The 22,965-nt window shown below is 37.6% G+C and carries 25 protein-coding genes and 1 tRNA gene; 23 read left to right on the plus strand and 3 right to left on the minus strand.

Annotation, left to right across the window (positions count from 1 at the left end; all coding sequences use genetic code 11):
* Nucleotides 1–134: 134 nt before the first annotated feature.
* The 8 genes from IGK77_RS04370 to IGK77_RS04405 all read left to right on the plus strand — a co-directional run bounded on the left by IGK77_RS04370 (nt 135) and on the right by IGK77_RS04405 (nt 5,074).
* Nucleotides 135–452, plus strand: a complete 318-nt coding sequence (locus tag IGK77_RS04370; RefSeq protein WP_010735963.1) for a PTS sugar transporter subunit IIB — start codon at nt 135–137, stop codon at nt 450–452.
* 26 nt (nt 453–478) lie between these two features.
* A complete protein-coding gene (locus IGK77_RS04375) occupies nt 479–799 on the plus strand; it encodes a PTS lactose/cellobiose transporter subunit IIA (RefSeq protein ID WP_010735962.1) in 321 nt (106 codons plus the stop codon).
* Between the two features lie 109 nt (nt 800–908).
* On the plus strand, nt 909–2,369 hold the full coding sequence (locus IGK77_RS04380; protein WP_074799787.1) for a PTS sugar transporter subunit IIC: 1,461 nt from the start codon (nt 909–911) through the stop codon (nt 2,367–2,369).
* A gap of 108 nt (nt 2,370–2,477) precedes the next feature.
* Nucleotides 2,478–2,699: a hypothetical protein gene (locus tag IGK77_RS04385; protein ID WP_010735960.1), complete on the plus strand. Its 222-nt coding sequence runs from the start codon at nt 2,478–2,480 to the stop codon at nt 2,697–2,699.
* 23 nt (nt 2,700–2,722) lie between these two features.
* Nucleotides 2,723–2,905 (plus strand): DUF3188 domain-containing protein, encoded by a 183-nt coding sequence (locus IGK77_RS04390; RefSeq protein ID WP_010735959.1) that lies wholly within the window; start codon nt 2,723–2,725, stop codon nt 2,903–2,905.
* Entirely contained in the window at nt 2,905–3,318 is a 414-nt protein-coding gene (locus IGK77_RS04395) for a DUF3284 domain-containing protein (RefSeq protein ID WP_010735958.1), read from the plus strand. Before IGK77_RS04390 ends, IGK77_RS04395 begins: the two co-directional genes overlap by 1 nt.
* 264 nt (nt 3,319–3,582) lie before the next feature.
* Entirely contained in the window at nt 3,583–4,761 is a 1,179-nt protein-coding gene (locus IGK77_RS04400) for a GNAT family N-acetyltransferase (protein WP_438713008.1), read from the plus strand.
* A 34-nt stretch (nt 4,762–4,795) separates the two neighbouring features.
* Nucleotides 4,796–5,074 carry a zinc ribbon domain-containing protein gene (locus tag IGK77_RS04405; protein ID WP_071865946.1) on the plus strand — a complete coding sequence of 93 codons (279 nt, stop codon included), beginning with the start codon at nt 4,796–4,798 and terminating at the stop codon, nt 5,072–5,074.
* A 295-nt stretch (nt 5,075–5,369) separates the two neighbouring features.
* Here IGK77_RS04405 and IGK77_RS04410 read toward each other — a convergent pair.
* Nucleotides 5,370–5,443: transfer RNA gene (locus IGK77_RS04410), tRNA-Arg, on the minus strand.
* A gap of 121 nt (nt 5,444–5,564) precedes the next feature.
* Here IGK77_RS04410 and IGK77_RS04415 point away from each other — a divergent pair.
* Nucleotides 5,565–5,729 carry a hypothetical protein gene (locus tag IGK77_RS04415; protein ID WP_169823209.1) on the plus strand — a complete coding sequence of 55 codons (165 nt, stop codon included), beginning with the start codon at nt 5,565–5,567 and terminating at the stop codon, nt 5,727–5,729.
* Between the two features lie 60 nt (nt 5,730–5,789).
* Here the strand turns inward: IGK77_RS04415 and IGK77_RS04420 are convergent, their stop codons facing one another.
* On the minus strand, nt 5,790–7,022 hold the full coding sequence (locus IGK77_RS04420) for an aminopeptidase (RefSeq protein WP_071865947.1): 1,233 nt from the start codon (nt 7,020–7,022) through the stop codon (nt 5,790–5,792).
* Nucleotides 7,023–7,282: 260 nt separating this feature from the next.
* Between IGK77_RS04420 and IGK77_RS04425 the strand changes: the two genes are divergently transcribed.
* Entirely contained in the window at nt 7,283–7,852 is a 570-nt protein-coding gene (locus IGK77_RS04425) for a TetR/AcrR family transcriptional regulator (protein WP_010735953.1), read from the plus strand.
* Nucleotides 7,853–7,965: 113 nt separating this feature from the next.
* Here IGK77_RS04425 and IGK77_RS04430 read toward each other — a convergent pair whose 3' ends face one another.
* Nucleotides 7,966–8,409 carry a flavodoxin gene (locus tag IGK77_RS04430; RefSeq protein WP_010735952.1) on the minus strand — a complete coding sequence of 148 codons (444 nt, stop codon included), beginning with the start codon at nt 8,407–8,409 and terminating at the stop codon, nt 7,966–7,968.
* 162 nt (nt 8,410–8,571) lie between these two features.
* Here IGK77_RS04430 and map point away from each other — a divergent pair, with 162 nt between their 5' ends.
* The 13 genes from map (at nt 8,572) to IGK77_RS04495 (ending at nt 22,963) form a co-directional block, all read left to right on the plus strand.
* Nucleotides 8,572–9,336, plus strand: coding sequence for a type I methionyl aminopeptidase (gene map / locus IGK77_RS04435; protein ID WP_071865948.1), 765 nt, complete (start codon nt 8,572–8,574; stop codon nt 9,334–9,336).
* A gap of 693 nt (nt 9,337–10,029) precedes the next feature.
* On the plus strand, nt 10,030–10,953 hold the full coding sequence (locus tag IGK77_RS04440; protein WP_010735950.1) for a YihY/virulence factor BrkB family protein: 924 nt from the start codon (nt 10,030–10,032) through the stop codon (nt 10,951–10,953).
* A 77-nt stretch (nt 10,954–11,030) separates the two neighbouring features.
* The gene (locus IGK77_RS04445) at nt 11,031–12,161 is read left to right on the plus strand and encodes an MraY family glycosyltransferase (RefSeq protein WP_071865949.1); all 1,131 of its coding nucleotides are present in this window, start codon (nt 11,031–11,033) and stop codon (nt 12,159–12,161) included.
* Complete coding sequence (locus IGK77_RS04450; RefSeq protein ID WP_071865950.1) at nt 12,161–12,961, plus strand: glycosyltransferase; 801 nt, start codon at nt 12,161–12,163, stop codon at nt 12,959–12,961. Before IGK77_RS04445 ends, IGK77_RS04450 begins: the two co-directional genes overlap by 1 nt.
* Entirely contained in the window at nt 12,961–13,788 is an 828-nt protein-coding gene (locus IGK77_RS04455; protein ID WP_074799785.1) for a glycosyltransferase, read from the plus strand. Before IGK77_RS04450 ends, IGK77_RS04455 begins: the two co-directional genes overlap by 1 nt.
* Before the next feature lie 4 nt (nt 13,789–13,792).
* The gene (locus IGK77_RS04460; RefSeq protein WP_074799794.1) at nt 13,793–14,503 is read left to right on the plus strand and encodes a glycosyltransferase family 2 protein; all 711 of its coding nucleotides are present in this window, start codon (nt 13,793–13,795) and stop codon (nt 14,501–14,503) included.
* A 98-nt stretch (nt 14,504–14,601) separates the two neighbouring features.
* Complete coding sequence (rfbA, locus tag IGK77_RS04465) at nt 14,602–15,468, plus strand: glucose-1-phosphate thymidylyltransferase RfbA (protein ID WP_010735945.1); 867 nt, start codon at nt 14,602–14,604, stop codon at nt 15,466–15,468.
* Nucleotides 15,469–15,481: 13 nt separating this feature from the next.
* Nucleotides 15,482–16,054, plus strand: coding sequence for a dTDP-4-dehydrorhamnose 3,5-epimerase (gene rfbC, locus IGK77_RS04470; protein ID WP_074799784.1), 573 nt, complete (start codon nt 15,482–15,484; stop codon nt 16,052–16,054).
* A gap of 23 nt (nt 16,055–16,077) precedes the next feature.
* Nucleotides 16,078–17,106: a dTDP-glucose 4,6-dehydratase gene (gene rfbB / locus IGK77_RS04475; protein ID WP_071865952.1), complete on the plus strand. Its 1,029-nt coding sequence runs from the start codon at nt 16,078–16,080 to the stop codon at nt 17,104–17,106.
* Between the two features lie 449 nt (nt 17,107–17,555).
* A complete protein-coding gene (gene rfbD / locus IGK77_RS04480; RefSeq protein WP_074799783.1) occupies nt 17,556–18,407 on the plus strand; it encodes a dTDP-4-dehydrorhamnose reductase in 852 nt (283 codons plus the stop codon).
* Between the two features lie 46 nt (nt 18,408–18,453).
* On the plus strand, nt 18,454–20,469 hold the full coding sequence (locus tag IGK77_RS04485) for a DUF7657 domain-containing protein (protein WP_074799782.1): 2,016 nt from the start codon (nt 18,454–18,456) through the stop codon (nt 20,467–20,469).
* Between the two features lie 117 nt (nt 20,470–20,586).
* Complete coding sequence (locus tag IGK77_RS04490; RefSeq protein WP_177187670.1) at nt 20,587–21,816, plus strand: EpaQ family protein; 1,230 nt, start codon at nt 20,587–20,589, stop codon at nt 21,814–21,816.
* A gap of 340 nt (nt 21,817–22,156) precedes the next feature.
* Nucleotides 22,157–22,963, plus strand: a complete 807-nt coding sequence (locus IGK77_RS04495; protein WP_019722596.1) for an ABC transporter permease — start codon at nt 22,157–22,159, stop codon at nt 22,961–22,963.
* Nucleotides 22,964–22,965 lie beyond the last annotated feature (2 nt).

Below are 22,965 nucleotides of genomic sequence, written 5' to 3' on the forward strand. Positions count from 1 at the left end.
ACACACTAATCATTAGTGTGTGCACTGTATTTATTTGATCAGCGTTATGAAAACGCTATTTTAGCTATTTAGTGTTTGGCATGCTTCTTGCATTATAGTTATAGTGTAAAACCAAATTTAAAGGAGTGGAAAAAATGGAGAAAAAAACAATCATGTTAGTATGTTCTGCAGGAATGAGTACAAGTTTATTAGTAACAAAAATGCAAAAAGCAGCAGAAGAAAAAGGAATGGAAGCAGATATCTTCGCGGTTTCAGCTTCAGATGCTGACAATAACCTTGAATCAAAAAATGTAGATGTTCTATTATTAGGTCCACAAGTTCGCTTTATGAAAGCACAATTTGAACAAAAATTAGCGCCAAAAGGAATTCCATTGGATGTTATCAACATGCAAGATTATGGCATGATGAACGGTGCAAAAGTACTTGAGCAAGCTGAAAAATTAATGAAATAATCAAACGTGAAGCTGGAGGTAGAATAGTGGAAGATCAACAAAATCTAGAAGCCATCATGGGATTGATCATGTATGGTGGAAATGCAAAAAGCGATGCAATGGAAGCGATTTCTGCGGCAAAAAAAGGAGATTTTGATTTAGCGGAGCAAAAAATCCGCGATGCTGAAGCCTCTCTGGTAGAAGCACATCATTCACAAACTCAAATGCTCACGCAAGAAGCACAAGGAAATCATATGCAAGTAACGCTGTTGACTGTGCATAGTCAAGATCACTTGATGACATCGATCGCATTTACAGACCTTGCAAAAGAAATCATTGATTTATATCGTAGAACTTACGTTGAATAACTAAAACACTTCTTTTTTGAACGGAAGAAGAAAAAAATTTTTGAACGGATTTTTTTAATTTGATATAAAGAGTCATTCTTTATATAAAAACTTATAGGAGGAAGTAATAATGAATGGATTAACAAGTTGGATGGAAAAATACATCCTTCCAGTTGCCGGCAAAATCGGCGCGCAAAAGCACTTAGTGGCATTGCGTGACGCTTTTATCGGTACGATGCCTGCAACAATGGCTGGATCAGTAGCTGTAATGATCAATGCAATTATTCGTGATTTACCACAGCAATTTATTAGTACGTATGCTGACAGCTTAGCAGCAGACAAAGGTTTTTTTGCCGTATTGAATGTGATCATCGGCATCAATGGGTTCGTCTGGAATGGTACACTAGCAATTGCAGGACTGATTTTTGCCTTTTCATGGGGATATAATTTAGCCCGTGCTTATGGCGTAAATGACTTAGCAGGAGGGATCGTTGGTTTAGCAACGTTGATCCAAGGAATCGCTTTTGGCCCGTCGTTATCAGCTGCATTGAATGTCAATGTTCCACAAAATGTGGCAGATGCGATCAATGGATCGGAAATCGGGGCAACGATTGCTGACGGCACTCTATCAGTTGGTTTATGGGGATGGTTGAAGCTTGATCATTTAAATGGTAACGCCTACTTTACAGTAATGATCATGGGTGCAATCTCTGTTATCATTTTCTGTAAATTGATGCTTGCTAATATCACGATCAAAATGCCTGACTCAGTACCACCCGCAGTTTCTAAAGCATTTGCAGCAATCCTACCAGCAACGATTTCATTATATGTCATCGCTATCATTAATTATGTTGTTGGACGTGTGGCAGATGGTCAACTGATCATTGATTTAGTACAAAAATATATTGCAGAACCTTTCTTGGGCTTATCACAAGGTCTTGGTGCTGTATTGATCGTTACGATCTTCGTTCAGATTTTCTGGTTCTTTGGTATCCATGGTCCGAACGTATTAGCACCAGTATTAGAAGGTATTTGGGGTCAAGCACAATTGATCAACATCGATATCTTCCAAAAGGGTTACAATGGTAAAACAGGAACACCTGCAGTATTAGATGCGATTGAAGATGGTAAAGCGTACATGTGGGTACGTGGCTCATTTGATGCTTTTGCATGGTTTGGTGGGTCAGGTGGAACAATCGTTCTATTGATTGCTATCTTACTATTATCAAAACGTGCTGACTACTTGACTGTAGCAAAACTATCGATTGGACCTGGTATCTTCAATATCAATGAACCAGTCATGTTTGGTTTACCAATCGTCTTGAATGCAATCATGTTTATTCCATTCTTAGTCGCACCAGTTGTTGCGACAACGATTGGTTGGGTGGCAACTTATCTAGGATTAGTCGCACCGGTATCTCAACAAGTGACGTGGGTCGTTCCACCGTTCTTGCTATCGTTCCTTGCAACAGGAGCAGACTGGCGGGCACCGATCGTTACATTAGTATGTATGGTCGTGACCTTCCTGATTTGGGCACCATTTGTGATGTCAGCAAATAAAATGGACCCAGCAGCAGGCGAACCGAAATAAACAGTCGAAGTAGGGGCTATGGGCGATGACGATCCGTCAAATCCCTAGCCCTCGCTTCATTCGAGTAAAACTAAAAGTAATCAATAAAAAAAGAAAAGAGGAAAATAAATGATTTCAATCGCTAGTGCTATGCAACAAGATGCAATCAAAGAGTTGTTAGAAGGATACAACGAAGAAGGCATGACCTTTACTTTCAAAGAAAAACAAGGAATCAAATTATTCTTTGAAACAAGTGCAGAAGATAAAGAAGCAGCTGCCAAAACAGCAAAAGAATTGATCAAAGCCCAACCATGGGGCACAGTATTATATTTCCAAGCAGCAGCAGTCTAAGAAACAAGATAAGGGTGGTTCAAATGATAAAAAATGGATTGTTTTTGTGTAGTATTGGTTCACTGATCATACTATATAGTTTAAATCCGGGAACGCAACAATATGACATTTATAGTATGGTCACTGGATTGTTTTTTGCAGGACTAGGGATTTACTTCTTTTTAAAAGGTAAGAAGAAAGAAGAAGCAAAGGAGAAAAAGAACTAATGGAAATAATTAAAACACTAAATATTCCGGCATCGTTTTTCTATGATAAAGTGATGGATTCTGTTCTTTTCGATGTCCGCAAAGCCACTGGGAAATCAGTGACACGCAAACAATTAAAGAATCTTGAATACGTCAAACAATTCTCTCAAAATAATCGTGCACGCATTATCATTGAGGAAGTCATTGATAACCAATCTTATAAATTTCGTACCTCAACGACTAAAAATGATTTTGTCGTTCATTATCAAATCAAACCAATTGATGAAAAATCGTGTGAAGTCCACTACACGGAACAAATGGAATCACATGGTATGTTGCAGAAAATGAATGATATGATCTTAGGGACGATGTTGATGTATTTTAAAAAGAGACGTTTTAAAAAGATGCTAGGGATGATTGAAGAATCCTATTAAAAGAGGATTGCAAATCAAACCGTCATTCCAAGAGGATAACTAATGATCAAAATGAGAATAAGTTGTGGAAACAACGTTTGGATCAAAAAAACGAAGCGCTAAAAACCAAAATCGTTTGTTCTATTTTGGCTTTTTAGCGCTATTTTTTTAAATCATTTTTTTATGGCAGACTACTTTTTGAAAAGGAATGAAGGTCCGCCTGCTATTCTTATAAAGAAAAAAATAGTACAATTGGTATAGATATTTAAAGGAAGAAGGGGAAGTATGACGAATGTTATAAAAGAATTGGGGAACCAAGCACTAGAAGAAATGTACACTTTAGCAACCTATGCTTTTAATTCACAAGATACAGACGAACGACGTGAACGATTTAAAATGATTGTTGAGAATTCATGGAACTACGGCTTTTTAGATCCAGAGGGCCATTTGACAAGTCAAGTAATGGCCACACCTTTTTCAGTGGATTTCTATGGAATAAACTACTTGATGGCTGGGATCGGCTACGTTGCTTCCTATCCTGAAGCACGAGGACAAGGTGGTATCAATCGGATCATGGAAAAAATCCTTGAAGACTGTCGAGAAAGAAATGTCACGCTGTCTTATCTAGCACCATTTTCTTATCCTTTTTATCGTCGCTATGGGTATGAACAATTATTTGACCGGATCAGCTATGAGTTGGCGAGCCGTGATATGCCAGCTGTAAAGAAAACAACTGGTTATATGAAACGGACAAGTTTTGAAGAATCAGTGGATGCCATACAATCCATTTATACAAGTATGCCTGAGAGTATGCGAGGCGGTTTGGTACGAGAAGAATGGTGGTATTCTTACAAGTTCAAGCAACGAAAAGAGAATCATTATGCACTGTATTACGACCGTGAGGGAAATGCTACAGGATATGTCGTTTATAAATTAGCCGCCCCTACGTTTGTAGTCGTCGAAATGGGTTATCTAAATCATGAAGCATTGAAAGGCTTGATGCGTTTTATTGGTTCACATAGTGGCGCATTTGATTCGTTTGAGTATACATGTGGTTTTTCTGGCTATAGCAAAAATTATTTATTGGATAATCCATATGCTAAAACCACGATCACACCTTATATGATGGGGAGAATCGTAGATATTGAGAAATTTATGCAGACTTATCCATTCCGACATGCAATCAATTTTTCTATTCAAGTGACGGAAGATCCGTATGCAAAATGGAACGAAGGATTTTTTGATATTTCTTATGTCGATGGAGTACTTGAGGTGAAGAAAGTCCAACAGACAGAATTACCTGTGGTCAGTGGAACGATTCAAAGTATGACACAATTATTGTTAGGATATCAAACAGTTGAAGCGCTTGATTTCCATGAAAAAATCAAAGTAGAAGGCGTATTGGTGGCTGAACTTAGTCAAGCACTGCCTAGCCAACAACCAATTCTCAATGATTATTTCTGAGTGAAGATAATCAGATGATAGGAGGATCATAGAAATGGAAGAAATGACATATTGTCAAAGTTGTGGGATGCCACTTGATTCAGTTGAGGTTTTAGGGACAAATAAAAACAATAGCAAGAGTGAAGAATATTGCATTTACTGCTACAAAGATGGCGCATTTTTAACTGATTGTACAATGGATGAAATGATTGAAGAGAGTGTCAAGCACATGAGTGAATCAGGCATGCTGAAAGAACAAGGCAAGACAAAGGAAGAAGCGCGTGAATTCATGCATCACTTTTTCCCAGATTTAAAAAGGTGGAAACATCAATAAAGTTTATTCCAATAGCAAAAAATGGATGCTACCTCATAATTGAATAAAATGACTTCGCATAATGTATTTGGTAATAAGTTGAAAAATGGAGTTTTACTTTTGTTGCTATTTTTTTAAAAGAGCAGAAATATAATAGGGGATTGTGACCTATGGCATCTCATGATTCTTAAAACTGAATAAACAGTGTTCATAAGAAATAAGCCCGCCCCCCAAAATACAAGAACCAATTTCTGGGGAGCAGGCTTATTTCTCGGAGCTGAACATCACTATCACAAACTCGTGATAAGTTCTAAGACGTTCCTGACTGGAATCGAACCAGCGACCTATCGCTTAGGAGGCGATCGCTCTATCCTACTGAGCTACAGGAACAAGCATCAATACTATTATTTTAGCGCTTTGAAGGCATACATGCAAGCTGATTTTAGAGCAAAACGTTTCCAATAAAGGAATCCTGAGTGGTAGAATGATGGTGATAAAGGGGGTTTTGATTATGTCTGATAAGCCAAAAGAAGAAGTAATTGCAGAACGTTTAGATGAAGCAAAAAGAGAACGTGAAGAAATTACGAAAGAGGCAATCCACAAACACGAAGAAGAAAAACCTGTAGAAAAAGAAAGTCGCAAATTTACGTTTACTAAAAAAGAAGATTTATTATAAGCATATCTGTGGAATAACAAAAAAAGATCTGGGAATCTCAGATCTTTTTTTGTTTTATTATTACGCCCAGTCGCCATTTCTGAAGATCGGTACGCGTGAGCCATCTTCGCGGATGCCATCAATATCCATTTTATCTGAACCAACCATGAAGTCCACGTGCGTCTGGCTTCGATTCAAGCCTGCAGCTGCCAATTCTTCATCGGTCATTTCTGTTCCACCTTGCACACTAAACGCATAGGCTGAACCAAGTGCTAAATGGTTTGAAGCATTTTCGTCGAATAATGTGTTATAGAAGATGATACCAGATTGTGAAATCGGTGAAGGATCAGGAACTAGAGCAACTTCGCCTAAACGACGTGCACCTTCATCGGTATCTAGTAGTTTTGCTAAGACTTCTTGTCCTTGTTCCGCTGAAAAATCAACGACTTTGCCGTCTTTAAAAGTAAATTTCATTCCAGTAATGGTCGTTCCTGCATAACTTAAAGGTTTCGTACTTGAGATATATCCATCAACGCGATGACTATCAGGTGCTGTGAAGACTTCTTCTGTTGGCATGTTTGCCATGAATTTTTCATCACGAGCATTATAGCTTCCAGCGCCTTCCCACAAGTGATTTTTCGGCAAGCCAATTACGATATCTGTCCCTGGGGCAGTATAATGTAAAGCTGTAAATTGTTCCTTGTTCAATTCTTCTGCTTTTGTCGCTAATTTTTCATCGTGATTTTTCCAAGCAATTACAGGATCAGATTCATAAATGCGTGTCGTTTTGAAAATCTCATCCCACAATGCGTCGACTTGTTCTTCCTCTGGTAGATCAGGGAATACTTTTGCTGCCCACTGTTTCCCAGCAGCTGCGACAACTGTCCAACTTACTTTGTTTGATTGTGTCGCTTTTCTTAGATTCATCAATGCTTTTCCAACTGCTGATTGATAAGTGGCTACACGATCATTGTCGACTCCTGCGAATGCGTCTGGATCAGAAGAAACAACGCTGATTCTGCTCGCACCTTTTTCAATCCAATCATCTGCTTGATCGATTTTATATTGTGGAACTGTAGTGATTCGATCATCTGCTGCGTGAGTCAAGAATTCTTTTTGAATGATATCGTCTGTCCATTGAACGATCACCTCATCTGCGCCTAATTGATAAGCCTCTTTCGTGATCAATCGGGCTAATTCCGCTTGCTCTACATTGATTTGTAAGACTACTGTGTGCCCTTTCGATACATTGACCCCTGTTTCTGCAATTAAACGGGCGTATTTTTTTAAATTAACATTAAAATCAGCTAACATAATTAAATTCCTCCTCATCATATTTTTTGTAATTCCTCATTGTATGATAACATTTTATTAGAAGTGAAACAAATAAACATCTGATAAAATAATCATTTGTTTTTAATTAGAAAACAGAAAAAAGCATTGATATCCGAGTATAATGACAGAAAAATTTGTAAAAAATAAAAAAACAAGTTTTGCTTATTGAAAAAAAATGGTACAATAGTATTAATCAATGGTGGAAGCGTTATAAAAAATTTCAAGGAGATTAGAAAATTATGGCAAGAAAAAAAACGATAACAAAGGAGCAGATTTTGGCAGCCGCCTATGAAGTTGCTGCCAATGAAGGATTTTCAAAATTCACTGCGAGAAACATTGCAAATAAAATGAACTGTTCTACTCAACCAATCTATTTAGAGTTTAAAAATATGGATGATTTGAAACACGCGCTATTTGAGCAAATCTACGATTATCTAAAATACGAAGTCTTTCCTGTAGAACATACCGGCAATACGATTGTCGATCTAGCGTTGAATTACATCCATTTCGCAAATCGTGAAAAGAAATTATATAGCTCACTTTACTTGGAAGAGTATGGCGGCGGAAGAGAGATGCAAAATTTCTCCTATAATTACTTTATGGACGTAGTGAAAGAAGATCCAAAATACATGGACTTGTCAGATGATAAACTAGTCTCGCTTCACAATGGGACTTGGATCATTGCAACAGGTATCGCAGCTTTGATGTCATCGAATATCATCCATCCGACGGATACACAAATCGAAAAGATGATCCAAGACAGCATCAATGCCATTTTAAGCTTAAAAGATCCGATTGAAGTAGACTGATCTGCTTATTTGAAAAATTGATCGACCCCATTTGATAGTAATGCCTTGATTTACAAAACGTAATGCTTCTAAACAAAAAGAAGGATGTGGTAAACACATCCTTCTTTTTGTGATTAAGATAACATGGATACAAGAGATTTCGCGAACGCTTCAAGATTTTCAATATCTTCTTCCTCAGCGTTTAAATCAACTTTCACACTTTCGGCACCTTTAACAGCACCAGTTTTTGCAAAGGCAGCATCAAAATCGTCCACTGACTTACAAAACTCATCATAGAAAGTATCTCCAGATCCACACACTCCGTAGATTTTTCCAGGTAATTCAAGTTCTTGTAAGTCCTCATAGAAATCAACGATTTCGTCCGGTAGATCACCGTCATCGTATGTATAAGTAGCAACTACGCAAATATCTGCTTCTTGAAAGTCTTCTGCATCTACTTGTGTGCATTCATTGATTTCAACATCGATATCCATATTTTCCAGAGCCTCTGCAACAATATCGGCGATTTCTTCCGTGTTACCAGTCATACTTGCATAAACGATTTTTGCTAAAGCCATAAGGCGCCTCCTAAATTTTAATGAATAGCATTTCAACAACTACCAATTATACCAAAAGTTTGAGAAAAAGGAAGCGAGATTTATAAAGGTACTATGGGATTTGGCTAAATACTTCCTACTATGTTAAAATAAAAAGGATTTGTAAAAAGGAGACGAGAATAGATGATAACATTAAAATCAGCACGTGAGATCGAAGCAATGGCAGAGTCTGGTGCATTATTAGCAGATGTCCATAAAAATCTGCGAGACTTCATTAAACCAGGAGTAACTAGTTGGGATATCGAAGTATTTGTGCGTAATTATATTGAAAGTCATGGCGGAGTCGCTGCCCAAATTGGATTTGAAGGATACGAATATGCGACATGTATCAGCATCAATGATGAGATCTGTCATGGGTTTCCCCGAAAAAAACCACTTAAAAGTGGTGACTTAGTGAAAGTAGATATGTGTATCGACTTAAAAGGCGGAATCTCTGATTCTTGTTGGGCATATGTGGTCGGTGAATCCACACCTGAAATTGATCGATTGATGGAAGTGACAAAAAAAGCACTATATATCGGCATTGAGCAAGCACAAGTTGGTAATCGTATTGGGGATATTGGTCATGCAATCCAAACGTACGTCGAAGGAGAAAATCTAGGAATCGTACGAGACTTTGTTGGACATGGGGTAGGACCAACGATCCATGAAGAACCAACTATTCCTCACTATGGTGAACCTGGCAAAGGGCTAAGATTAAAAGAAGGTATGGTCATTACGATCGAGCCAATGGTCAATACAGGAACATGGAAAATGAAAATGGACCCAAATGGTTGGACAGCGTATACCAGAGATGGTGGGTTATCTTGCCAATATGAACACACATTGGCTATCACTAAAGATGGTCCAAAAATCTTGACTTCTCAAGGTGAGGAAGGAACTTATTAAGTTCTTCTTTCCGTGAACAGTTTTCAAACTGTTTGATTAACTAGAGAAAGTTGTAGATGACTTTCTTCTTCAAATAATGGATAAAAGTTGTAGGAAAGCTAGTAACTAAGATAGTAGGGTGGCAATTGGAAAAATATGTCTATTATTTTCTGGTTTGCCACCCTTTTCCTCAGTGTTATTAGCTTTTTTTTACAACCTAGATAAACGGTGTTCAAAAGCCAGCTCCTTCAATATTAAGGCAAAATTTGAAAAAATATGAAGAGCTATTTTCTCAAATTCTACCTTAATACTTGGAGCTGACCGGCTTTTTCACACCCTATGATAAACGGTGTTCAAGAAGCAACACTTCAATAATAAGTAAAAAAAATCCAAAATGAAAAAGCCATTTTCGATTTTTCTGCCTTATTACTCAGTGTAGACCGCTTCTTTCACAACCTTGATAAACGGTGTACGAAAAGTTGACCTTCAACATTAAGCTAAAAAATCAAAAAATATGGGGAGCTATTTTCTGATTTTCTATCTTACTGCTCAGGTCAAAGCGCTTTTCTCACAACCTATGATAAACGGTGTTCAAAAGCCAACTCCTACGATATTAAGAGCAACATCGAAAAAATATGAGAAGCTATTTTCTCGATGTTGCTCTTAATACTTGGAGCTAAGCGGCTTTTTCACAACCTTGAACAGGAGATTACTATGAATATTTTGAATAAAATAAAACAACATAAGAATTTAATGCGTTTTATTGAGACGACGCAAAAGAGGATCGTTGATTCTGAAATGGGAACGACTTCAGTAGTTGTGGCTTATTATTTACTCTTATCTTTGTTTCCATTGATTATTGCGCTTGGAAATATTCTACCGTATCTTCAAATCGATCAAGAAACTGTCTTGACTTATATTCGCCAAGTGATTCCTGAAACGATCTATCAGTTTATTGGACCGGCGGTAAAAAATTTGTTGACACAAAGTTCTGGTAGTTTGTTGTCATTGTCAGCTATTGCAGCTTTATGGTCAGCTAGTCAGAGTATCAATGCATTACAGATTGCCATGAATAAAGCGTATGGAGTTGAAAATAGAGAAAATTTCATCATTGTCCGTTTCTTTTCCTTAATAGTTATCATCTTGTTCATGATTGCGATTAGTGGTGTCACTTTAGTACTTGGATTAGGACAAATGATTTTAGAGGCGATTCAACCGATCTTTAAAATACCTGTAAACTTTATTGACCAATTCCAAACATTGAAATGGCCGATTACTTTGGTGGCTTTATTTGTGATCATGTTTATGATTTATTGGATTGTACCAAATGCGCAATTGAAATTTAAAGCAGTGATTCCTGGTGCTGTATTTGCAACGACTGGTTGGATGTTGTTGTCACAAGTTTTTGGGATTTATGCTCGTTATTTTGCAACGCGTGTGAGCGGTTATCAAATCATCGGAAGTTTTATCGTTTTGATGCTTTGGTTAAACTTTGCTGCGACGATCATTATTCTTGGTGGAATCATCAATGCTGTTGTGCAAGAGTACATAACAGGAAACGAAATAAAAGAACGAAGAAGCATCACATCAACATGGCTTGGTAAACTAAAAAATAAATTTTCTCAAAAAAAGAATTAGAAACACGAGTTCTTATTGTAAAATAGCGACAGTGTTTTATAATTATTAATGACTCTTTAAATAAAGTAGGTGCCCGTATGCTGGTTTCTTTTAGTATGGTAATAAGGATTTTTTTGACAATTTTATTGTCTTTGATATTGACCCCCATTTTTAAAATAATTTCAGTACAAACTGGGATGGTCGATAAACCGAATGAACGACGAATAAACAAAGTGCCGATGCCTTCAGCTGGTGGCTTACCTATCTTTGTTTCCTTCGTGATATCTAGTTTGTTTTTGTTCAAAGATATCATCCCTAAATTTTATATTCTACCTATATTATTGGCTGCATCCGTCATCGTGTTGACCGGATTACTTGATGATAAATATGAACTTTCACCTAAGCAAAAAAGTATTGGCATTTTATTAGCGGCTTTGATCGTCTATTTCATCGCTGATATCAGAATCGATTCTTTTACCTTACCATTCTTAGGTTATATCCAATTAGGTTGGCTTAGTTTTCCTGTTACCATTTTTTGGATTTTTGGGATTACTAATGCAGTCAATTTGATTGATGGTTTAGATGGCTTAGCAGCAGGGATATCTTTGATTGGCTTGATGACCATTGGTATTATTGGCTACTTTTTTTTACATGCCTCAACAGTATATATACCTATAGTTATTTTTTGTTTAGTCGCAAGTATCATCGGATTTTTCCCTTATAATTTTTATCCAGCCAAGATTTATTTAGGAGATACAGGTGCACTTTTCTTAGGCTTTATGATGGCGGTTTTATCTTTACAAGGATTAAAGAATGTTACGTTTGTTTCATCGATTTCTTTGTTGATCATCATGGGGGTACCTGTTACAGATACTTTTTTTGCAATCATTCGTAGAAAAGCGAATCGAGTATCATTTTCTACGGCTGATAAGAAGCATTTGCATCATCGATTGCTCGCTTTAGGCTTTACGCATAAAGGAGCTGTTTTGACGATCTACTCCATTGCTTTGATGTTTTCATTTACTGCAATGATCATGAATTATACGGGAAGCCTTGGAACGATCGCTTTGTTCTTAGTGATGCTATTTGCTGCTATTTTATTATTTGAATTGATCGGATTGATCAATGAAAAATACCAATTTATTCTAAAAACATTACGGTTTTTAGGGAATAAAGAATACCGTACACAAGTGATGCAGAAATACTTTAAGAAATGGAAAAGACCTTAATGGAGAACAATAAAAAAATGCCGATTTTAATTAGCATTGTGACAGCAAATAGTAAAAAAATATTCCAGACATTAGATACGATCATTGCGACGATCGGTGAAGAACCGGCAATTGAATTTCAAATTTTTGATAATAACTCGACACCTGAATACCAAGATCGATTACGCGAATATTTAAAATATCCGTTCGTGAATATTTATTTCAATAATGAAAACCGAGGCTTTGGATTTGGTCATAACCATACCTTGCTCCAAAGCGCTGCACAATATGCGGTGATTTTTAATCCAGATATCTTAGTTGACGAGCAGACGGTGATCGATCTGGTTGCGCTCTTGGAAACGCATCCTGAATGTGCGATGTTGGCACCTAAAATCTTGAATGAAGATGGGACGACTCAATACTTGATTAGACAGCGTTTAGCTCTATTCGACTATGTACTACGTTTCATTCCTTTCAAATTTGTCAAAAAAATGTTTGATCGGCGCTTGACTCGCTTTGAATGTCGTGATTTACCGGAGGATCGTGATTCTTATGTTCGCATGATTTCTGGTAGTTTTATGGTAGTAGATGTTGCGAAATTTAAATCAATCAATGGGTTTGATACTCGCTACTTTATGTATTTTGAAGATAATGATCTTTGTTTAAGTTTTGAAAAAGCAAACGAAAAAATCCTTTATACGCCACGTTACAGTGTCATCCATCTATATGGAAAAGGAGCACATCGTAATTTCAAGCTTTTTCGAATCTTTTTAAATTCAATGATGAAATTCTTCCATAAGTGGGGGTGGACTTTCTTCTAATGACACCAGAAATAGCAGTAGTGATCGTATTGTATCACCAAAAAATCAGCCAATCGCCTTCTTACGATTATTTAAAAACAGCTACGCAAGCTGGGACAGTGGAGTTAGTTATTTTTGATAATAGTCCTGTTGCACATGCTGATGTGCTTTATTCAGAAAAGAATGTCCATTATCATCATGATCCAGCAAATCCAGGCCTAGCGGTTGCTTACAATTATGCAATTGACCACATTTCTGATACGGTACAGACACTTATAACATTAGATCAGGATACTCAGTTAGGTACTGATTATTTAGAAACCGTAGCCGAACTCACTTGGACAACAGAACGAGTAGCTGCGGTTCCCTTAGTATTTTCTGGTACAAAACAAATCTCTCCGGTGTGGGCAGACCACTATATCAATCGCCACTTCGAAGTGATCGAAGAGCCAGTGGTCACACGTCAGCGGATTATGGCAATCAATTCTGGTGCGGCATTCTCGCTCGCATTTTTAAGAGAGATCAATGGCTATAATACCGTGTTCCCACTCGATTTTTTAGATCATTGGCTTTTTTGGCAAATCAAACAATTAAACAAAGAAATTGTAGTTTTACCCACTATAATGACTCATGATCTCTCAGTATTAGATTATAAAAAAGTCAACGTAACACGCTATCAGTCGATATTGGCTGCTGAGTCGATCTTTTACCAAGAATACGACCGTCAGCATTTAATGCAACATCGGAAGCAGTTAGTATTAAGAATGACAAAGCAATTTTTGACTGTCAAGAATCGTCAAATCTGGCGAATGACTTTAAGTTCGTTTGTTGATAATTGGAAGGTGTGAAATGATGCGATCGGTTTGTATAGCAACCTTTAATGGTGGCGCGTATTTAAAAGAACAATTGGATAGTATCTTAAAGCAACTTTCTCCAGAAGATGAAGTGATTATCTCGGATGATGGTTCAGTCGATGATACTTGGTCGATCTTAACGGAATATGCAAATAATGATCCACGTATCAAACTTTTTGAAGGTCCTAAACAAGGGCTGATCAAAAATTTTGGCTTTGCGATTGAACAAGCTCAGGGAGACCTGATATTTTTAGCAGATCAAGATGATGTATGGTTAGATGGAAAAGTAGAGAAAATTACACAATACTTTAGTCTTCATCCAAAACAACTAGTAGTTATTTCAGATTTAGTGATCGTAGATAGCCAGTTGAATGAGATCCATTCCTCATACTTTACCTTTAGAAGATCCAAAGAAGGCTGGTTGACGAATTTGATTCGTAGTAACTATATCGGTGCGGGTATGGCTTTTCGCTCTTCATTAAAAAAGACGATCTTACCGATACCTGACAATGTACCGATGCATGACATGTGGATTGGTTTGCTGGCGGGAAATCATGCGGGCTTCATTCGAGAACCCTTGACTCTTTATCGGCGACACGATTTTAATGCAAGTGAAATTGAAACGAAGAGTAGTTGGCGCCAGAAAATCGCTTGGCGGATCCATTTGATCCAAGCACTTATACAGCGGAAATGGAAAAAACATCCCTAAAAGATATTGTTAAATTCTCAAGAAATCCATGACAAATAGCAGGATTGATGAGATAATAACGAAAGTGAAAATTCAAAGAAAAAGGAGCGCTTATATTCATGAAAGGAATCATCCTTGCGGGAGGAAGCGGAACACGCTTGTATCCACTAACAAAGGCAACCTCGAAACAGTTGATGCCAGTCTACGATAAACCAATGATCTATTATCCAATGTCTATTTTGATGTTGGCAGGTATCAAGGAGATATTGATTATTTCAACACCTCAAGATACCCCACGCTTTAAAGAATTATTTGGAAATGGGCATGATCTAGGTATTCACCTTGAATATGCGGTTCAAGAGAGTCCCGATGGCTTAGCTCAAGCTTTTATCATTGGGGAAGAATTTATTGGCGATGATAGTGTTTGTCTTGTTTTAGGAGATAATATCTACTATGGTGGCGGACTATCAAAAATGTTGCAACGTGCTGCCTCTAGAGAAAGTGGAGCGACTGTTTTCGGGTATCATGTTAATGATCCGGAACGTTTTGGTGTGGTCGAATTTGATGAAAATATGCAAGCTCTCTCTATTGAAGAGAAACCAACAGAACCAAAATCAAATTATGCTGTCACAGGACTTTATTTCTACGACAACGATGTGATTTCAATTGCAAAAGAAATCAAACCATCTGAGCGTGGCGAACTAGAGATCACTGACGTCAACAAAGCATATTTAGAAAGAGGAAAACTTTCTGTAGAGATTATGGGACGTGGTTTTGCTTGGTTAGACACAGGCACGCATGAATCTTTACTTGAAGCTTCTACCTTTATTGAAACGATTGAAAAGCGTCAAAACTTAAAAGTTGCTTGTTTAGAAGAGGTGGCTTATCGAATGGGCTATATCGACAAACAACAATTAGCTGTTTTGGCAGAACCACTGAAAAAAAATCAATATGGTCAATACTTATTAAGATTGGCTGCTGAATAAGGAGTTTTTAGTGATGAAAGTGACGGATACTAAATTAACAGATGTTAAAATTATCGAAATGGATGTTTTTGGGGACCATCGTGGTTTCTTTACAGAAAGCTATTCAAAAGCAAAATTTGCGGAACATGGATTAGATTTTGATTTTGTCCAAGACAATCACTCTTTATCTGCTGAAGCGGGAGTGATTCGTGGCTTGCATTTTCAAAAAGGGGCATCCGCTCAAACAAAATTGATCCGTGTCACTTCAGGAGCAGTCTTAGATGTGATCGTCGATATTCGTAAAGATAGTCCGACCTATGGACAGTGGGAAAGTTATATCTTATCTGAACACAATCATCGTCAATTACTTGTACCTAAGGGATACGCACATGGTTTTGTGACGTTGACACCAAATGTGAATTTCCTTTATAAATGCGATAATTATTATGATGCCGCAGCAGACGGTGGGATCGCATTTGACGATCCAGAGTTAGCGATTGATTGGCCGATCGATCTTTCAAAAGCAATCATGTCTGAAAAAGATCATAATCATCCTACACTGAAAGAATTTGAAGCAGAAAACCCATTTGTTTATGGTGAAATCTAACATTTGATGAGGAGAAATATTAAATGAAAAATATCATTGTTACTGGTGGAGCAGGCTTCATTGGATCAAATTTTGTACATTATGTTGTACAAAACCACCCAGAAGTACATGTGACAGTCTTAGATAAATTAACTTATGCAGGAAACAAAGAAAATCTAGCAGGATTGCCAGCTGATCGTGTGGAGCTGGTTGTCGGAGATATCGCAGATGCAGAATTAGTCGATCGATTAGTGGAAAAAGCAGATGCAGTGGTTCATTATGCTGCTGAATCACATAATGATAATTCACTTAAAGATCCGTTTCCATTTGTACACACGAACATCATTGGTACGTATACATTGCTAGAAGCTTGCCGTAAGTACGATGTTCGTTATCATCATGTTTCTACGGATGAAGTCTATGGTGACCTACCATTACGTGAAGATTTACCAGGTCATGGCGAGGGTGAAGGTGAGAAGTTCACTGCTGAAACACCTTACAACCCGTCCAGCCCCTATTCTTCAACAAAAGCTGGTTCTGATTTATTAGTGAAAGCTTGGGTTCGTTCATTTGGACTAAAGGCGACAATCTCAAATTGTTCCAACAACTACGGACCTTATCAACACATTGAAAAATTCATTCCACGTCAAATCACTAATATTTTAAGTGGTATCCAACCTAAGTTATATGGAGAAGGAAAAAATGTTCGTGATTGGATCCATACGAATGACCACTCTTCTGCCGTATGGTTGATCCTAACCAAAGGAAATATTGGGGAAACCTATTTGATTGGCGCTGATGGCGAGGAAGATAACAAAACCGTGTTGGAAATGATCTTAGAAATGATGGGTCAGCCTAAAGATGCCTATGAACATGTCAAAGATCGTGCTGGCCATGATTTGCGTTATGCGATCGACTCAACCAAGCTTCGTCAAGAACTGGGTTGGCAACCAGAGTTCACTAATTTCCGGGATGGTTTAGCAGAAACCATCAAGTGGTACGAAGAGAACCAAGAATGGTGGCAAAAAGAGAAAGAAGCAGTTGAAGCAGCTTACGCTAAAAATGGACAATAAGAGGTGAGCAACCAAGCTTCCTCGGACAAGCTGCGTAGATAAGAGTCAAAGACTTCCTCTTATCGGATGTTTTTCTTGCTTGAATAGATAGCTTGAGAGACTCAACCTCTTTTAAATAGTCATTGAAGGGGCACTGCGTTTAACTGACGCTGCCCCTTTTTTCATGAAAAAGTTTTTAAGAGCGCTTGATGGATGCTCATCCTCTCGAAAAGCGAGAACCGATATGGTAGAATAAGCTTGGTTCTTAGAACGTGGTTAGAACATAACTGTTCTGCCGTTGTTTTGGGGTAAGGGGAGAGAAAGATACCGTTATTTTTGTCCGCTACTCTGAACAAACAGTTGAATGAATCGTCTTCAAAAGATAAAGCGTTCATTAAAGACAACAAGATAGCTAATGATATTTTTACAAAAATAATTTAAAAATAAATAAATCAAGGAGCGATTGCGTTATGTTTTTATTAACAGGTGGAAATGGTCAACTTGGTACCGAGTTACGTCATTTATTAGATGAGAAAGGGTTAGATTATGTTTCGACTGACGCCCAAGAACTGGATATCACGGATGCAGAAAAAACAATGACTTATATCACAGACTTAAAGCCTGAAGTCATCTTCCATTGTGCAGCCTATACTGCTGTCGATAAAGCAGAAGACGAAGGAAAAGAATTAGATGAAAAAATCAATGTAGACGGAACGAGAAATGTTGCATTGGCAGCGAAAGCAGTGAATGCGAAATTGATTTATATCAGTACCGATTATGTCTTTGATGGTAAAAAAGAAGATGAAGAATATCTAGAAGATGATGCAACGAATCCATTGAACGAATATGGTCGTACAAAACTACTAGGCGAACAAGCAGTGCAGGAAATTTTAGAAGATTATTATATTATTCGTACGTCATGGGTATTTGGCGTATATGGTCATAACTTTGTTTATACGATGCAACGTTTGGCACAAACCCATGATCGATTAACAGTGGTCAATGACCAATTTGGACGTCCGACATGGACACGCACACTAGCTGAATTTATGGTCTATGTAATCGAAGAAAAAGTACCATATGGTGTCTATCATCTATCAAATGAGAATAGTTGTTCATGGTATGAATTCGCAAAAGAAATCTTAAAAGATACAGCAGTAGAAGTAGCACCTGTTACTTCAGCTGAATATCCACAAAAAGCAACACGTCCACAATATTCAGTGATGAGCCTGAAAAAAACGGAAGATCTTGGTTTTGTTATTCCAACGTGGCAAGAAGCACTTGAACAAATGTTACAAGCTTCTGAAAAATTAAACAAATAAGGTTTTTCCTTAGAAAAAAGAAACAACGAAGAAATTGGAGAATTTTATGGAAAAACAAACAAGAAGTGCAAGGCGAGATAAATCACGACAAACGGAAATAGAACAGACGCATCCATTTTTAGATATCCTATTGAAATTGCGTTATGTGATTGGTTTACTGGTGATCGTTATGGTTGTGACATTCAACTTGAATGGTAGTTCGATCGGCAGTTGGGATAACTATGTGTCACAAAGAGATGATGGGAAAAAGACGGATGTGATTTTTGGTCAAAATCGAGAAGTTCGTTCAGATGAATGGCTAGTCCAAACGCCTTTTTATTTCTCTCAAGCAGAATCGGGCTATCCGGTCATCAACGAAGATTATTCATTGAATGGTCAAAATATGATCATTGCCTACAATTCACCAGTGAAAGATATCACTGTTATCGGTAAACCATTTAACTGGGGATTCTTCTTTTTAGGAAGGGATCGAGGGTTATCTTTTTATTGGGCAATGAAACTGGTAGTCATGGTCCTGTTAGGATTTGAACTACTGATGATCTTAACGAAACGAAACAAGCCACTTTCGTTGATCGGTTCATTTGCATTGACCTTCTCACCAGCTGTTCAATGGTGGTTCATGCAACACGTTGGCGATTTGATTTTCTTTACGATTGGTTTAATGGTCGCCTTTTATCATTATTTTTATCAACATGAAAAAAAGTGGCTGCGCGCATTGATGATGTTACTAGTGGTCATATTCGGTCTCGGCTTTATCTTAGTCATCTATCCGGCCCATCAAGTGATGCTCGCCTATCTATTAGTTTTTTATTTTGTCGGTTTACTGGTCTATTACCGCAAAAAAATACAATGGGATTGGTTTGACGCTGTATTGATTACTGCTGCGTTGTTGTTTATTGGTATTGTCATGTGGCATTTTTGGTCAATTTCTAAAGATGCGTTACTCGCCTCTTTGAATACGTTGTATCCTGGGAATAGAGTAAGTACAGGTGGTAAATGGAAATTTAGTGAATTTTTCTATTTCTTAACGAACTGGAAAATCCCATTCGAGGATATCAGTTTCTCAAATAATTCAGAAGTAGCACTATTTTACCATTTCTTCCCAACTGTCTTTTTAGCAAGTCCATTTGTCTTGTTTGGGAAAAAAGACGACGATCAAAAAATTATTGGTCGGATCTTAATGTTCTTTTGTCTATTCGCGATCTTTTGGATCACCATTGGCTTACCTAGAACGATGGCTCAATTGACCTTGTTATCATTTGTCCCGCCATTTCGTGCGATCTTGACTTTCAGCTTTGCGGCATTTCTATTATCGATTTGGTTTATCGCGTACATTTGGAAACACGATGTCATCCCTACGTGGTATAAATTTGTCTTATTGATTGCTAATGCAGGTATCTATTACTATGCGTTACAAGGTTCCAAGATGGAAGGGTATTTCTCTGACCTTGAGCTGATCAGTGTGATTGTTTTGGGAACACTTCTTTTAGCATTTGCATTGTTTCGACAACGCGTATTTTTCTACCTTTCATTTAGTGCATTGATCATTGCTTCTGGCTTCTTTGTGAATCCAGTTGTCCAAGGAACAGGTGCGATTTTTGAAAAAACGTTAGCTAAGGAAATCCAAAAAATCGACCAACAAGATCCAGGTCAAGTATGGTTAACCGAAGATGAGCTCTATAACTTCACACCGGCTTTAGGAGTGAAGGCGTTCAATACGGTCCGCTTTTATCCAGACAAAGCTGCATGGCAATTGATTGATCCAGAAGGGGAATATGAGCGTTTTTACAATCGTTATGCTCATACTAGAGCCTTTATTGCTAAAGAAGATACAGCCTTCAAGCTAGATCGTCCAGACATGTTCTCAGTGACTTTGAATTTTGATGATGCTGAAAAGTTAGGCATCAAATATGTCGTAACCAAGCGTCCTTTAGATGACTATAACCAGCGTAATGAAGCGCAGTTCACTAAATTATATGGACCAGACGACGATGGGCACATGATCTATGAAGTAGCCTATCCAAACTATGCTATTTGGCAAACCCAATCAACAGGTCAATAAAAATTTGTAGTTTGAAGAAGATGTGTGCTAAAAATGGAGATATTGGATCAGCTAGAGACCTTATTGGTTACGCTGATCCAATCATCCATTCTTAAAAAGTATTATTTAGAAGAGGAGGTGGAAACCATTCAAACATTTGTCGAAAAATTCATAAATAAAATGAGTACTGGGATCTTGTTGTTGATGCTGATCGCTCTTTTTTCTGTCTGGACGATCGGTATAGGGACACCAGCTACTTTATTTTTATATGAACATAGCGCACAGTTCGTCACTTTTGGTGTCTTTGTCTTAACAGGACTTAATATCTATAAAGCAAGAGGATTTGACTTTTTTTATCTAGGAGCAGCAGTTGTCATCTTCTGTTTCTATACGTATTTCAGTGGAATACGAGATGGTTCTTTGGCAGGTAACCTGTTGATCCCAATCCTGATTCTGATTGGATTGAGTGTAAAGTGGATCGAATTTGACAAAGTAGATCGAGGGATTTATTTGCTTGTCTTCTCATTTTTCCTTGCTGTTACGGTATATCGAGTATTTACAGAGATTCAAGTACCTGAAGGACAAAGCATATGGAACCAAGATAATAAATTATCCGATATTTGGATCAATACAAATACGATCGGTAGCTCGTTGATGATGCTTGGACTACTGATCAGTGGTTTCGCCAGTTCGTTTGAACGTTGGTATATTCGGATTCTTGGGGTACCAGCGATCGTCGCTGCATTTTTAGGAATCTGGGTATGTCAATCACGCTCGGCATTGATTGCGATCATCATTTTTGCTTTATTAGATATCTGGCCTAAAAGATTCTTTAAATTTATTCGTGCACCTTTTATCGGCTATTTAGCTATTTTTAGTCTGGCGCTACCGATATCCTATTTAGCTGCCACTTCTGAAGAGATCAATCTTTTCACTGGAAGAGAAGGCATATGGCTGAAATTTTATCAAACGATTTCCGAGAGTACGGAGCAACTACTGGTTGGAATGAAGCCTTTTCTTTATTTTCGTGGAGATGAGGTTTTAGGTAATCACAATAGTTATAATTCTATTTTGAATTTATATGGATTGATAGGAATCGCAATTGTAGGGATTTTATTACTTGTTTTTATTGGAAGACTAACACTGAAAGCAGATTATTCGAATGGACAGCTTACGTTCTTATGGGCATTCATGGCAGTAATGATCCAATCGTTTATGGAAGATACATTGACTTCTTTCCCTTGGGTACCTATCGGCTACTTGTTGTTAGCGATGGCAAGTCATCGTTACGATCAGCCACAGGGTAAGCAAATAAAAATACAAGAGGAAAATCAACTGTCAACTTCAAGACTTGCACGCTATCACTGAATTTGAAAATAAGGGGTGTGAGACAACAGTAACAATCAATTTCGTCTTTCACCTTAGAATCGAATAAATGGTGAGAACAGGAGCAAGCACTTCGGAAACAAGGCTGAACACTTCTGTCTCAACCTCAATCAATAAAATAAAGACGTGGGTAAGCCTTTTTCAGGCAAGCCCACGTTTTTTGCTTCATTGCAATTAAGTATCATCTTTTGTAAAATAGTAACGTTGATAAAAAGTTTACTTAATAGAAAATTAAGAAACAACGAATATCGCAGTCCTTGGCTCAATATGTGGTAAAATGGCTGTTGACTGTAATTAATTGAAACTGCTTGGAGGAACACAAATGTTGAAAGATTTGTTTTTATTTATGAAGGATATCTATCAAAATCGAAAGCTATTACTTCAATTCTCGTTAAACGATTTTAAATCACGTTTTGCGGGTTCATTTTTAGGGATTTTATGGGCGTTCATCAATCCCGTGTTTACGGTTCTCATTTACTGGTTAGTCTTTGGCTTCGGCTTGAAAGCGGCGATGACTGATGGGAAGTATCCGTTTATCGTCTATTTGATCACAGGGATGGTCCCATGGTTCTTTTTCTCAGATGCGTTTACCTCTACAACACTTGTTTTCCGAGAATACACCTATTTAGTGAAAAAAGTGGTATTCAATATCCGTATCTTACCAACAACTAAAATCCTTTCAAACCTGTACTCACATATGTTCTTTATTTTGATTGGTTTAGTCGTAACAATGGGACATGGTATTTTTCCAACGGTCATGTCTTTACAATTGATTTATTATCTATTTTGTATGGTCGCCTTTTTGACCGGATTGACGTGGTTGACCGCCTCGATTCAACCTTTTATACCAGATATCATGCAATTTATCACGATTTTACTACAGCTGATTATGTGGACATTGCCGATTCTTTGGAGTCCAAGTCAATTTAATCCAGCAATCATAAAGATTTTAAAACTAAACCCATTGTATTATGTTGTTCAAGGTTACCGTGAATCCTTCTTAAGTCAAGCTTGGTTCTGGGAACATGGTACTTATACAATCTATTTTTGGGTAGTTACATTAATCATGTTCGTAATCGGTTCCTTGGTGTTCCGTAGATTGAAACCACATTTTTCAGATGTGCTGTAAGG

This window comes from Enterococcus sp. DIV0806c, assembly GCF_051710905.1.
Lineage (GTDB): Bacteria > Bacillota > Bacilli > Lactobacillales > Enterococcaceae > Enterococcus_B > Enterococcus_B mundtii.